The following is a 12,068-nucleotide window of genomic DNA, read 5'->3' on the forward strand; positions in this document are numbered from 1 at the left end:
GCTTGCCGTGTTTGCAAAGAGGCGCTGCGGCGCCTCTTTTCATTGGGAGTTCTTACTCGCGTGACGCAGGCATGTTGAGCTTGTATTGCGTCAGCGAACGCTCGAAGGCGTTGCACGACTGCATCGCCGCGATGACCTGGTCCATGTCTTCATAGTCGAAGCGGCTGGTCCAGCTTTGGATGTGCGTCATGGCCTTCACGAACGGCACAGGGTCGGCCTCTCTGGTCAGGCGGCGCAGGCAGTCCAGATAGGTTTCCCGGTACAGCGTCGGGATGATGATCCGGCATTCATCGACCAAGGTCAGCGCAGCGTTCATGACCAGACGCGCCAGCCGGCCATTGCCGTCGTCGAAGGGGTGGACCTCGGCCACCAGGAACATGGAAAACAGCGCACGCGCCAAGCCTTCCGGAATGCTGGCAAGCAGCTTGCTGCCCTCGATCAGGGTCCCGCGCACGAGCCCGGGCAGCACAAAGGCAGAGTTGCCAGCCTGGTTTGCCTTGAGCTTGAAAGCGCCTGGGGCGACCTCGGGGCGGTACTTCATCTGCAAGGCATGGCGATCCTGCAATTGCTGCAGCACGGGCTCGCCGGCCGGCAAGGTCAGGGTCGACCAGCTGGGGCTCAGGCATTGCTCGTAGACCCCGATGATGTCGTGAGAGTCCTGGGGCCTGTGCTCGATGGGAACGCCCTGCAGCACGAAGCCGCGTGCTTCAGAGACTTCGAACTCGGTGCCTTCGATGAAGTTGGAGAAGTAGCTTTCCAGGAAGGCGAAATGGCGTTTTGCGGCATCGCTGCGTGCGACCGAAGGAATGCGGGGAAATTCCGTGCTGCGCAGATGCGCAGCCAGAGTCTCGAACAGGCCCATGCGGTCGCTGTCGTAAGGCGGGACTGCCCGGCGCGCCTTGGCCTTGTCCGTCAGAAGATGGGCGGGTGACCGTGTGCTCAAAATCGCTCCGATGAGGTTCTCCAGCGTTGCCATCTCTGCCTGGCGACCCAGCGCAGGCGCAATCGCGCGAGCTTGGTCTCGCAGCTGGTTCAGCGCTTTCTCGCCCCGCGCATCGCAGATTTCCAGAAGCTTCTCTTCCACTCCGGCCTTGCCGGCAGCCCTGGAGCCCACATTGCGCCACAGGTTCTCCAGCAGCCCTCGTTCTTGCGAAGCGAAGTAGACAGGGCGGCCGCTCATGGGCACATCGCCGGGTTGGCAAGGCGCCCCTTGCCAGACCTGAAGGGTCAGGCCGGGCAGCCTCACCGTCTTGCGCGCTTCTCCCACCAGGTGGACTTCCCCACGGACCGTGCGGCCGCCAGTGAACCAAGTGTTGAAGCTGAGCACGCTTTGAGGTGCAAATGCCGCCACGATCCGCGTGAGGTTGCGGCTCAGCAGCGCAGGCCATTCCGACTCTTTGCCGATGGAGGTGGCCACGCCCGCGCGAATCCGGAATAGCTCGCCGTTTGCCACCCGGCGCTGCACCGTTCGCTGCTGCGCAGCCGTTAGCTCCGCGTTGAGCAAAAGCGTGTCATCGAGGATTGACGTTTTCTTCATGGTTTGGTGGACCAGCGCTTGGATGATTGACGGAAATTATTGCATTTACTTAAATAAATGTCGCGAAACTTCGATAATCCATGCATTGGCGAGGCACAAGGCTTGTCGGAAAACTGGAAGCTTGTGCAAATGAACAGACAGAATTGACGTAAATTCTCAAAATTATTGGATTTATTGACGGGAAAATACTGTTTAACGAGTATCAAGCCACCCCCATCCCACCCACAACCAAAGCCGCCAACGCCACCAAAGCCGCATTGGCACACGCCAGCGCAAAGCCGAAGCGCACCAGCTCGCCTTCTTCCTGCGCGGTGGTCCGTGCCAGGCCCAGCACCAGCATCACGATGGACAAAGAGCCCAGCGCCGCATGCCCGGCGGCGCTGTTGTGCACGGCGGCCAGCAGCAGGCGCGAGGACTCGGGCAGCAGGGCGATGGCGGGCATGAAGATCGCGTTGCCGCCCACGTTGGAGCCCGTCATGTAGCCGGCCAGCGCACCGAAGGCGGCCACGATCGGCGCCAGGGCCGCAGGCGCCAGTTCGGCCAGCATCTGCACCAGGCCGGACAGGAAACCGGCCTTGACCATCATCTGGGACATCGCCAGGAAGAAGAAGATGGTCAGCAGCGGGCGCTTGGCGCGGGCGGCCAGTGCACCAGCCAGGGCAACGCCACGGCCAGCCCCGCGCGCCAGCAGCAGGGCCAGCACCAGGGTCAGCGCCACGCCCGGGGAGGCCAGCGGCTTCCAGGCCACCTGGGCGCCCTGCACGATCCAGCGCTGGTCCCACTGCGTGGCCAGGGCCAGCAGCTTGAGCAGCACGATGGCAAGGGCCAGCGCCAGATACGGCCAGGCCTGTCGCGGCCAGCCGGGTGCCGCCTGGGCCGTGCCGCGCAGCAGCAGTGCGCGTACCAGCATGCCCAGCGCCACCGCAAAGCCTGCGCCCACGCCCGCCACCTCGGGACCCAGCCAGCGGCTGATGCCATGCAGCACGCCCACGAACAGCAGGCCAAAGCCGCCCAGCAGCAGCCAGGCCCGCGCACCGCGCTCGCCTGCCAGGTGCAGGGACAGGGCGCCCAGCACCAGAAACACCGGCGCGCTGGTCAGCGAGGACACAGCGGCCAGCGCCGCCGCATCCACATGGGCCAGCGAGGCTCCGATCACCGTGGCCAGGCCCAGCGTGCCCCAGGGCATGATGGCCATGCCCGCCAGCGCCATGCGCAGTGCGGCGCGCCGCTCGAACAGGCTCAGCAGCAGCGGCACGGTGGCGATCAGCGACACGCCAAAGCCCGTCATCGCCTCCAGCAGCGGCGCCAGGCCCAGCACGATGAACACCACTTGATCGGCCGGCCCCAGGCCCAGCGAGCGCACCCACTGGCTCAGCGCCTGGTTGACGCCCATGCGTTCGATGAGGATCACGAAACCCAGGCCCGGCACGATCACGAAGGCCGTGCTCAGGAACAGCACGCCCGTGTCGCGCGCTGCGGCCAGGGCGGCGCCGGAAGCGGCGGTGCCCTTCGCCATCCAGGCATCGACCAGCCACAGCAGGGCGACCAGCGCCGCCCCGGCCATGGCCGCCTGCACAGGCGGGCGGCGCAAAACCATGAGCATGGACATCACAAGAAACACGGGAGACAGGTGGAGCAGGGTGGCCATGGGATGGGATTTCTCGGCAGGCAGGTCCGCATGCGTTGGATGCGGAAAACGACGAAATACTATTTCGCGGCACCTGTTTTTTGGTCTCTGAATTGAGGGTGTTTGCGAGAAAATTTCTCACCCTCCAAAAGTCCTCGCTTCCCATGACCAAGCACACCGCCCACCCTGCACACCTGGCCGATCTGGACGGCTTCGACCGCGCCATCCTGGCCATCGTCCAGCGCGACAGCACGGTGCCGCTGCGCCTGCTGGCCGAGCAGGTCAACCTGTCCACGGCCGCCGTGCAGCGCCGGCTCAAGCGCATGCAGGCCGAAGGCGTGATCACCGGCCAGGCCGCCACCGTGGACCCCACGCGCGTGGGCCGGCCCATCACCATCATCGTGGAGGTCATGACCGAGCGCACCAGCATCGATGCGCTCAACGCCATGAAATCGCACTTCGCCGTGCCCGAGGTCCAGCAGTGCTACTACGTCACGGGCGAGGTGGACTTCGTGCTCGTCCTCACCGTGGCCACCATGCAGGAGTACGAGGCCCTGGCGCGGCGCCTGTTTGCCGAGAACCCCAACGTCAAATGGTTCAAGACCATCGTGGCGCTGGACCGCGTGAAGGTCGGGCTGGAAATTCCCTGCGAGTGAAGGCCATTTAGCGCAATCTTGACAGCCGCCAAACGGCCGCCTACATTGAATGGAATGATCGTTCCAATTCAATGAGCCACCATGCGCACCAAGGACTTCGACCCCGATGACATCGCAGACGCCGCCATGCAGGTGTTCTGGCAGCGCGGCTACGCGGCCACCTCGGTGCAGGACCTGGTGGACGGCACGGGCCTGTCGCGCAGCAGCCTGTACGGCACCTTCGAGAACAAGCAGGGGCTGTTCCAGCATGCGCTGCGCCGCTATGAGGCCGTGACCACCTCCAACGTGGAACTGCTGTCCGGCCCGGGACGCGCCCGGGACCTGGTGCGGCAGCTGCTGCTGCGCATCGTGCAGGACGAATTGAGCGATGCCGGGCGCCGGGGCTGCCTGGTCGCCAATGCCGCGCTGGAGCTGGCCGGCCATGACGAGGCCGTGGCCGAGAGGGTGGCCGGCAACTTCCAGCGCCTGCAAAAGGCGCTGGAAAAGCTCATCCTGCGCGGCCAGCAGGAAGGCGATATCACCGACAGCAAAAAGCCGCGCGCCCTGGCGCGCTTCGTCCTGAACACCGTGCAGGGCCTGCGCGTGCTGGGCAAGGGCAGCAGCGCGCCGCAGCGCCGCCAGTGCCTGATGGATGTGGTCGACGTGGTCGACATGGCGCTGCAGGCGCAATAGCCGGCCACCCGCCACCCGCCGCGCGCATGTCGTGCCGTTGCGGGTTTTTATTTTCCTTGAATTGGAATGATCGTTCCAGTAATGCGGATCTCAGTTTTCCGTGTCTGTTCCACTCTCTCATCACCCAGGAGTTCCCATGCATTCAAACCTTCAAACCACCATTGCCGTGCTCGGCACGGGCCTGATCGGTGCGCCCGTCGCGCGCAACCTGCAACGCAAGGGCTTCACCGTCCGCGCCTGGAACCGGACGGCCGCCAAGGCCCAGGCCCTTGCGGCCGACGGCGTTCAGGCCTGTGGCGATGCGGCCGACGCCGTGCGTGGCGCCCGCATCGTCGTCACTGTGCTCAAGGACGGGCCGGCCGTGCTGCAGGCCATGCAGGCTGCAGCGCCCGCATTGCAGCCGGGCACACTGTGGCTGCAACTGAGCACGGTGGGTGTGGACGCCATCGCGCCGCTGGCGCAGTTCGCCGATCGGCATGGCCTGGTGTTCTACGACTGCCCCGTGCAGGGCACGCGCCAGCCGGCCGAGCAGGGCCAGCTGGTCATCCTGGCCGCAGGCCCGCTGGCGCAGCGCGGCCAGGCGCAGCCGGTGTTCGATGCCATCGGCAAACGCAGCCTGTGGATTGCGCAGCAGGCAGGCGCCGCCAGCCGGCTCAAGCTGGCGCTCAACCACTGGGCCTTCGCACTCACGCATGGCCTGGCCGAAAGCCTGGCGCTGGCCAAGGGGCTGGACATAGAACCGGCCCTGGTGGTCGATGCCGTCACGGGCGGGCCCATGGACAGCGGCTTCTTCCAGGCCAAGGCCGCTGCCATGCTGTCAGGCCGCTACGACGCCAGCTTCACCGTGGCCAATGCCGTCAAGGACGCGCAACTGGTGGCCGATGCCGCAGCCGGCGCAGGCCTGCTGCTGGATGGCGCCCAGGCCGGGCTGCGCCGCTTCGAGCGCGCGCTGGCCGCCGGGCATGGCGACAAGGACATGGCGGCATCCCACCTGGCATCCCATCCAGCCTCCCATGCCTGAGATGCGCAGCAAGGAAAAGGCAATGAACCAGCCCATGGACACCTCCGGCGACACGGGCCTGCCGCTGGGCAGGCTGCTGGCCCTGGCGATGGCAGGCTTTCTGGCCATCATGACCGAGACCCTGCCGGCCGGCCTGCTGCCGCAGATCGGCACGGGACTGGCAGTGTCCGAAGCCATGGCCGGCCAGATGGTCACGCTGTACGCGCTGGGTTCGGTACTGGCCGCCATTCCCGTCGTGGCCGCCACGCGCGGGCTCAGGCGCCGGCCGCTGTTCATGGCGGCGGTGGGCGGGCTGCTGCTTTTCAACAGCCTCACCGCGCTGTCCGGCCACTACGGCCTGACCCTGGTCGCCCGCTTTGCCGCAGGCATGGCTGCGGGCGTGATCTGGGGGCTGGTGGCTGGCTATGCGCGGCGCATGGTGCCGCCGCATCTGCAGGGGCGTGCACTGGCCGTGGCGGGCGTGGGCCAGCCGTTGGCCCTGGCGGCCGGCGTGCCGCTGGGCGCCTGGCTGGGCAGCCTGTTCGACTGGCGCGGCGTGTTCTGGGCGCTGTCGGCGTTGTGCCTGCTGCTGCTGGCCTGGGTGCGGCTGGGTGTGCCGGATTACGCCGGGCAGACGGCGCAGCAGCGCCTGCCCGTGGCGCGCATCCTGCTCATGCCCGGCGTGCGCCCCGTGCTGCTGGCGCTGTTCGGCTGGATGCTCGCACACAACATGCTCTACACCTTCATCGCGCCTTTCCTGGTCTCTGCAGGGCTGGGGCAAAGGGTGGATGTGGTGCTGCTGCTGTTCGGCCTTGCGGCCATTGCCGGCATCTGGCTCACGGGCCTGCTGGTGGACCGCTGGCTGCGCGCACTCACCGTGCTGAGCCTGGCCTTGTTCGCCATGTCTGCGTTGGTGCTGGGCCTGGCCGGGCAGTCGGCCGTGGCCGTTCTGATCGGCGTTGCGGCCTGGGGCCTGAGCTTTGGCGGCGCGCCCACGCTGCTGCAGACCGCGCTGGCCGACGCGGCAGGCGAGGGCGCCGACGTGGCCCAGTCCATGCTGGTGACGGTCTTCAACCTGGCCGTGGCGAGCGGCGGCGTGGCCGGCGGACTGCTGCTGGGCTGGCTGGGTGCCCGCGCCTTGCCCTGGGCGCTGGGGGTGTTGGCGCTGGCCTGCCTGTCCGTGGTCTGGCCGGCCAGCCAGGCGGGCTTTCGGCCTGGGCGGCGCAGCATGGCTGCCTGAGGCACGGCCATCGCTGTTGCACCCGCATCGCTGTTCCCTAACAGACGGGGCAGCAAAGGGGCCACATGCCGCTGCGCATGTGGCCCTTGTTGCGTGCGATCAATCTTCCTATAATTGTTTTACCCCATGAACTGTGATTCATGGATAAAACAAATGGCACCTTCCCCGCCATGATCCACCGACGTTGATGGAGAGACACATGTCCGAATCCGCTCAGAACACGCCCCGCACCTGGGACCAGCCCGAAGGCTCCAGCTTCGAACAATGGATGGAATCGCGCGTGGCGCGGTTTTCCACGCGCAAGTACGACTTCGACGCGCTGAAGTTCCAGGCCGACTTCGATCCCAAGTACCGCCGTGGCCAGATGCGCTACATCGGCACGGGCGGCACGGGCGTGGCTGCGGACAGCAACACCATCCCGGCCGAGCACTTCACCTTCTCCACCATGGTCATCCCGGCCGGCAATGAAGGCCCATCGCACCTGCATACCGATGTGGAGGAAGTCTTCTTCCTGATCCGCGGCAAGCTCAAGCTCGTGCTGGAGAAGGACGGCCAGCGCTTCGAGACCATCCTCACCGACCGCGACGTGGTCTCCGTGCCGCCCGGCGTGTACCGCGAGGAAATCAACATCGGCGACGAAGACGCGCTGATGTGCGTGATGCTGGGTGCCAAGAAGCCCATCACGCCCACATACCCGCCCGAGCACCCTCTGGCAAAAATCAAACGCTAGAAATGGAGCACCCCCTGAGGCGCTTCGCGCCTTCCCCCTTGAAAGGGGGACGACAGCCTCGCGGCGGGGCGGTGCAGCCGGCGCAGGCCCTCGCTTGCTGTCCCTGGCGTGGATCGTGCCAGTCTCATGGCTGAAGGGCCATGCCATCGCCATGGATAACTGAAATGACCCCCTCGGTAACAGCATGCATGGAGCAGCGCCTTCAGGCGCAGTTTCCCGAACACCTCATCGCCCTGCCCGGGGGCGCCCAGGTCGCCTGGCGTGAGGCCGGCGACACGGCCTCGGACTTTGCCGTGGTGATGCTGCACGGCATCAGCTCGGGCGCCGCGTCCTGGATGGACGTGGCCCTGGCGCTGGCGCCGCGCACGCGCGTGCTGGCCTGGGACGCGCCCGGCTATGGCCGCTCCACGCCGCTGGCACCCGCCGCGCCCACGGGCGCCGACTACGCCCGCGTGCTGGAGCAGTCGCTGCAGGCGCTGGGCGTGCGCCGCTGCCTGCTGGTGGGCCACTCGCTGGGTGCGCTCATGGGCACGCCCTGGGCGGTGCAGGCCGGTGCCGGGCGCGTGCAGCAACTGGTGCTGATCAGCCCCGCTGGCGGCTATGGCGCACCCGGCATGGGCGAGCAGCAGGCCAAGGTACGCCAGGGCCGTCTTGCGGCCCTGCAGGAAAAAGGCATCGAAGGCCTGGCCGCCGCCATCGACCAGCGCCTGGTCTCGCCCGCCGCGCCCGAGCCCGTGCGCCAATGGGTGCGCTGGAACACGGCGCGCCTGCATGCCGCAGGCTACGCCCAGGCCGTGGAACTGCTGTGCGGCAGCGACCTGGGGCAGGCGGCGGGGCGCCTTGCCATGCCGGTCGAGGTCTGGGTGGGAGAGCACGACGTGGTCACGCCGCCGGCTGCCTGCGCGGCCTGGGCCGCAAGACTGGGGGCGCGGTACGTTACGCTTGCGGCAGCCGGCCATGCCTCTGTCGTCGAACAACCTGCGGATGTCGCACAGAGGCTGGCCACCCTGCTGACCTGATGGCCTACCTGCCCGAATTGCGATGAGCGATACCTCCGAAACCCTCTCCACCGACAACGACCGCTACACCGTTCCCGCGCTGGAGCGCGGCCTGCGCCTGCTGGCCTGCTTCACGCCTTCGCAGCCCGTGTGGAGCGCGCCCGACTTGGCGCGCACCCTGGCGCTGCCCCGGTCCACGGTGTTCCGGATGCTGACGACGCTGGAGGGCATGGGGTATCTGCAACGCTCGGGCACCGAATACCGGCTGGGCCTGGCCGTGCTGCGCCTGGGCTACGACTACCTGTCCACCCAGCCGCTGGCCCAACTGGCCGAGCCCGTGCTGCAGGCGCTGTGCGACCGGCTGGGCTTCACCACCAACCTGGCGCTGCTGGACGGCACCTCCGTGGTCTACGTGGCGCGCATTGCGCCGGCCGGCGCCTTCCAGGGTGCCGTGCGCGTGGGCTCGCGGCTGCCGGCCCATGCCACCGTGCTGGGCCGGGCACTGCTGCAGGACATGGACGCGGACCAGCTGCGCGCCCTGTTCGGCGGCAGCGAACTGCCCCAGTTCTCGGAAAGCACGCCGCGCAGCGTGGAGCAGTTGCTGCAGTTGCTGCAGCAGGACCATGAACGCGGCTACGCCATGGGCGAGGGCTTCTACGAGCCCGGCGTCTCCAGTATCGCCGCGCCCGTGCGCGATGCGCAGGGGCGCATCGTGGCGGGCCTGGGCATGGCCGTGGCCTTCACCGAAATCGCTCCCGGCCGCATGGCCGACTGGGTGGAGCAGGTACGTGCCGCCGCCGATGAGCTGGCCGGCCACCTGCGCACCCAGCATCCCGGTTTTCTGCGCTGAACGGATGGTGGGCACACCGGCCGCCAGCGCATTCCTTCCCAGAAAGATATGACGATGAAGATTGCTGTGATTGGCTGCGGTGCGATTGGCGCCAGCGTGCTAGAACTGCTCAAGGGACATGCCGCCGTGCAGGTGGGCTGGGTGCTTGTGCCGGAAGTGACCGACGCCGTGCGCGCCACCCTGGCCCTGCATGCGCCCCAGGCGCGTGCCGTGCCTTCGCTGGCGGCCGAAGACCGGCCCGACCTCATCGTGGAGTGCGCGGGCCATGCCGCCATCGAGGAGCATGTGCTGCCCGCCCTGCGGCGCGGCATTCCTGCCGTCGTGGCCTCCATCGGTGCACTCAGCGCCCCGGGCATGGCCGAGGCCGTGCAGGCGGCGGCCGAGGCCGGAGGCACCCAGGTGCAATTGCTGTCGGGTGCCATCGGCGGCGTGGATGCGCTGGCCGCTGCGCGCATCGGCGGCCTGGATGAAGTGGTCTACACCGGCCGCAAGCCGCCCCTGGCCTGGACCGGCACGCCCGCAGAACAGCGCTGCGACCTCGCCAGCCTCAAGGAAGCCTTCTGCATCTTCGAAGGCAGCGCACGCGAGGCCGCCCAGCTCTACCCCAAGAACGCCAACGTGGCCGCCACCCTGTCGCTGGCCGGCATGGGCCTGGACCGCACCACGGTGCGCCTGTACGCCGACCCGGGCGTGGACGAGAACGTGCACCATGTGGCCGCGCGCGGCGCCTTCGGATCCATGGAATTGACCATGCGCGGCAAGCCGCTGGCGGCCAACCCCAAGACCTCGGCCCTCACCGTCTACAGCGTGGTGCGCGCCGTGCTCAACCAGGCCACGGCCATCGCCATCTGAGCCGCGCCGGGCACAGGCTCGCGGCACAATGGGCGCTTTCGCCCCGCAGGCGGCCCCCGGGCCGCCTTTGCTTTTTCCCTGTGCCGTTGAAAGAGAAGCCACCATGACCATCGCCATCCTCAGTGCCCTGCCGCAGGAACAGGAAGGCCTGGTCCATGCCCTGTCCGACGCCCAGGGCACGGCCCACGCCGGCCGCATGTTCTGGCGCGGGCGCCTGCACGGGCACGACGTGGTCTGCGCGCTGTCGGGCATAGGCAAGGTGGCGGCCGCCACCACGGCCACGGCGCTGATCGAGCGCTTCGGCGTGCGCCGCATCGCCTTCACCGGCGTCGCCGGCGGCCTGGGCGAAGGCGTGCGCGTGGGCGATGTCGTCGTGGCCGACGAATACCTGCAGCACGACCTGGACGCCTCGCCCATCTTCCCGCGCTGGGAAATGCCCGGCTACGGACGCACGCGCCTGCCCTGCGACCCTGAAATGACCGCCGCGCTGCTGGCGGCTGCCCAGGCCTGCGTGGCCGAGGCGGGCGAAGACCTGCGCGCCGCCCACGCCACCACGGCGCCGCGCGCGCACCAGGGGCTGATTGCCAGCGGTGACCAGTTCGTGGGCACGGCGAGCGCTTCTTGCGCCCTGGCGCAGGGCCTGCGTGCTGCAGGGCATGAGGTGCTGGCGGTGGAGATGGAAGGCGCCGCCGTGGCGCAGGCCTGCCTGGACTATGGCGTGCCGTTTGCGGCCATGCGGACGGTTTCCGATCGGGCGGATGACAGTGCGCATGTGGACTTTGCGGAGTTTGTGAGGGTGGTGGCGAGTCGGTATGCGTTGCGGGTGGTGGATGGGTTTTTGCGGCGGCTTGCTGTTTGATTTTTGACGCTGGTGGGGGCGTTTTTTGACCCTGCCGGGGGGGGTGTTTTTCGAGGCCGGGGTTCGGCCCGGCGGCCGACCTACTTTCTTATCGCGCGACCGGAGTGCCGGCCATAAGAAAGTAGGTAAAGAAGCGCGCCCCGCACTGCCCACGACCCTTCGCTTCGCTACGGGCGACCTGCGTTGGCAGAAGGGGGGAGGCTGAGGGGCAGCCAACAGCCGGAGCCTTCGCTGCGCTCGGCCTGGCTATGTGCTGGCGCGGTACGTGGCGTCGCAGCCTGCGGCTCTGGCTTCGCCTTGCACGTAGTCAGTCAGGGACTCGGCGGCGTCGCGGATGGTGCGCAGGGCGTGGGCCAGGGCTTGCGGGCGTTGGTAGTCCTCCGGCGCATGCAGGCTGGCTAGGGCCAGTTGGGCCAGAGCCCCTATCTCATTGCAGCCCTCGCGGACCCAGCTATTGGTTTCGGAGAGGGTGCGGGCCAGTTGCTCGATGCTGGCGTGGGCGGGCAGAGGATGCTGTTGATCGCTCATGTTTCCGTGCTCCTTTGAGAGAGACGTGAAACCACCAAATCCGCGTTTTGACGCACGAAGAAGGTGGACGGGATGTTCAAAACACGCTCAAAGCCGTGCGGACGCCCTTACGGGTAGCCCCATCCCGCCCGTAACCGCAGGGACGTGGGCATGCGCCCACTGTCCAGTGATTCAGACGTGACAAGGCCTCGTTAACGGAGAGGCCGCACCGCTTTGAGAGAAGGTGTTTTGAAGCACCAGCCCCGGAACAGGGGGCCACCGAAATCATAGAGGCATTCCACAACCCTGCCTCAAACCCCAGGCCGAGCGAAGCGACGGCCCGCATCCACTCCCCGTATGAACGCGCCTGCGGCGTGGTGGTTGCGGGGTTGCAGTCCTGCCGAAGGACAGGACTGCTTCGTCAACTGACTCGCTGCGGTTGTCTGAGCGGAGTTCACGCAGTGAACGCAGCGAGTTCCGCAGCGAACCCCGCAACCGCCACGACGCAGGTTGCCCCGGAGCCAAGCGCAGGGGTCGCGG

Annotated in this window: 12 protein-coding genes; 9 read left to right on the plus strand and 3 right to left on the minus strand. The window is 67.5% G+C overall.

What is annotated here, in order from left to right; translation table 11 throughout:
* Window positions 1-52: 52 nt before the first annotated feature.
* The gene (locus ACF8LI_RS27240; protein WP_392414595.1) at window positions 53-1,504 is read right to left on the minus strand and encodes a Fic family protein; all 1,452 of its coding nucleotides are present in this window, start codon (window positions 1,502-1,504) and stop codon (window positions 53-55) included.
* A 235-nt stretch (window positions 1,505-1,739) separates the two neighbouring features.
* Window positions 1,740-3,185, minus strand: coding sequence for a transporter (locus ACF8LI_RS27245; RefSeq protein WP_392414596.1), 1,446 nt, complete (start codon window positions 3,183-3,185; stop codon window positions 1,740-1,742).
* A 143-nt stretch (window positions 3,186-3,328) separates the two neighbouring features.
* On the opposite strand from ACF8LI_RS27245, the gene ACF8LI_RS27250 reads away from it, so the two are divergent.
* From ACF8LI_RS27250 to ACF8LI_RS27290, 9 genes are all read left to right on the plus strand, one after another.
* Window positions 3,329-3,820, plus strand: coding sequence for an Lrp/AsnC family transcriptional regulator (locus tag ACF8LI_RS27250; protein WP_016449824.1), 492 nt, complete (start codon window positions 3,329-3,331; stop codon window positions 3,818-3,820).
* An 81-nt stretch (window positions 3,821-3,901) separates the two neighbouring features.
* Window positions 3,902-4,492, plus strand: a complete 591-nt coding sequence (locus tag ACF8LI_RS27255; RefSeq protein ID WP_013804518.1) for a TetR/AcrR family transcriptional regulator — start codon at window positions 3,902-3,904, stop codon at window positions 4,490-4,492.
* Window positions 4,493-4,628: 136 nt separating this feature from the next.
* The gene (locus ACF8LI_RS27260; RefSeq protein WP_141830764.1) at window positions 4,629-5,513 is read left to right on the plus strand and encodes an NAD(P)-dependent oxidoreductase; all 885 of its coding nucleotides are present in this window, start codon (window positions 4,629-4,631) and stop codon (window positions 5,511-5,513) included.
* A gap of 22 nt (window positions 5,514-5,535) precedes the next feature.
* Complete coding sequence (locus ACF8LI_RS27265; protein ID WP_392414597.1) at window positions 5,536-6,732, plus strand: MFS transporter; 1,197 nt, start codon at window positions 5,536-5,538, stop codon at window positions 6,730-6,732.
* Between the two features lie 199 nt (window positions 6,733-6,931).
* Window positions 6,932-7,462, plus strand: a complete 531-nt coding sequence (locus ACF8LI_RS27270) for a cupin domain-containing protein (RefSeq protein WP_016449821.1) — start codon at window positions 6,932-6,934, stop codon at window positions 7,460-7,462.
* Window positions 7,463-7,650: 188 nt separating this feature from the next.
* Window positions 7,651-8,481, plus strand: a complete 831-nt coding sequence (locus ACF8LI_RS27275) for an alpha/beta fold hydrolase (protein ID WP_338498806.1) — start codon at window positions 7,651-7,653, stop codon at window positions 8,479-8,481.
* 22 nt (window positions 8,482-8,503) lie between these two features.
* Window positions 8,504-9,310 (plus strand): IclR family transcriptional regulator, encoded by an 807-nt coding sequence (locus tag ACF8LI_RS27280; protein ID WP_392414598.1) that lies wholly within the window; start codon window positions 8,504-8,506, stop codon window positions 9,308-9,310.
* A 54-nt stretch (window positions 9,311-9,364) separates the two neighbouring features.
* Window positions 9,365-10,162, plus strand: coding sequence for an aspartate dehydrogenase (locus ACF8LI_RS27285; RefSeq protein ID WP_034363548.1), 798 nt, complete (start codon window positions 9,365-9,367; stop codon window positions 10,160-10,162).
* A gap of 103 nt (window positions 10,163-10,265) precedes the next feature.
* Complete coding sequence (locus tag ACF8LI_RS27290) at window positions 10,266-11,021, plus strand: 5'-methylthioadenosine/adenosylhomocysteine nucleosidase (RefSeq protein ID WP_392414599.1); 756 nt, start codon at window positions 10,266-10,268, stop codon at window positions 11,019-11,021.
* A 246-nt stretch (window positions 11,022-11,267) separates the two neighbouring features.
* Here ACF8LI_RS27290 and ACF8LI_RS27295 read toward each other — a convergent pair whose 3' ends face one another.
* The gene (locus tag ACF8LI_RS27295; protein ID WP_392414600.1) at window positions 11,268-11,549 is read right to left on the minus strand and encodes a hypothetical protein; all 282 of its coding nucleotides are present in this window, start codon (window positions 11,547-11,549) and stop codon (window positions 11,268-11,270) included.
* Window positions 11,550-12,068 lie beyond the last annotated feature (519 nt).

The sequence above is a fragment of the Delftia sp. WSY_12 genome, assembly GCF_043104645.1.
Classification (GTDB): Bacteria; Pseudomonadota; Gammaproteobacteria; order Burkholderiales; family Burkholderiaceae_C; genus Comamonas; species Comamonas tsuruhatensis.

What these genes read in the sequence shown, in the direction of transcription:
- ACF8LI_RS27265 (WP_392414597.1), top strand. Translation starts at nt 5,536, where the DNA reads ATGAACCAGCCCATGGACACCTCCGGCGACACGGGCCTGCCGCTGGGC.
- ACF8LI_RS27285 (WP_034363548.1), top strand. Translation starts at nt 9,365, where the DNA reads ATGAAGATTGCTGTGATTGGCTGCGGTGCGATTGGCGCCAGCGTGCTA.
- ACF8LI_RS27295 (WP_392414600.1), bottom strand. Translation starts at nt 11,549, where the DNA reads ATGAGCGATCAACAGCATCCTCTGCCCGCCCACGCCAGCATCGAGCAA.
- ACF8LI_RS27290 (WP_392414599.1), top strand. Translation starts at nt 10,266, where the DNA reads ATGACCATCGCCATCCTCAGTGCCCTGCCGCAGGAACAGGAAGGCCTG.
- ACF8LI_RS27255 (WP_013804518.1), top strand. Translation starts at nt 3,902, where the DNA reads ATGCGCACCAAGGACTTCGACCCCGATGACATCGCAGACGCCGCCATG.
- ACF8LI_RS27250 (WP_016449824.1), top strand. Translation starts at nt 3,329, where the DNA reads ATGACCAAGCACACCGCCCACCCTGCACACCTGGCCGATCTGGACGGC.
- ACF8LI_RS27260 (WP_141830764.1), top strand. Translation starts at nt 4,629, where the DNA reads ATGCATTCAAACCTTCAAACCACCATTGCCGTGCTCGGCACGGGCCTG.
- ACF8LI_RS27245 (WP_392414596.1), bottom strand. Translation starts at nt 3,185, where the DNA reads ATGGCCACCCTGCTCCACCTGTCTCCCGTGTTTCTTGTGATGTCCATG.
- ACF8LI_RS27275 (WP_338498806.1), top strand. Translation starts at nt 7,651, where the DNA reads ATGGAGCAGCGCCTTCAGGCGCAGTTTCCCGAACACCTCATCGCCCTG.
- ACF8LI_RS27270 (WP_016449821.1), top strand. Translation starts at nt 6,932, where the DNA reads ATGTCCGAATCCGCTCAGAACACGCCCCGCACCTGGGACCAGCCCGAA.
- ACF8LI_RS27280 (WP_392414598.1), top strand. Translation starts at nt 8,504, where the DNA reads ATGAGCGATACCTCCGAAACCCTCTCCACCGACAACGACCGCTACACC.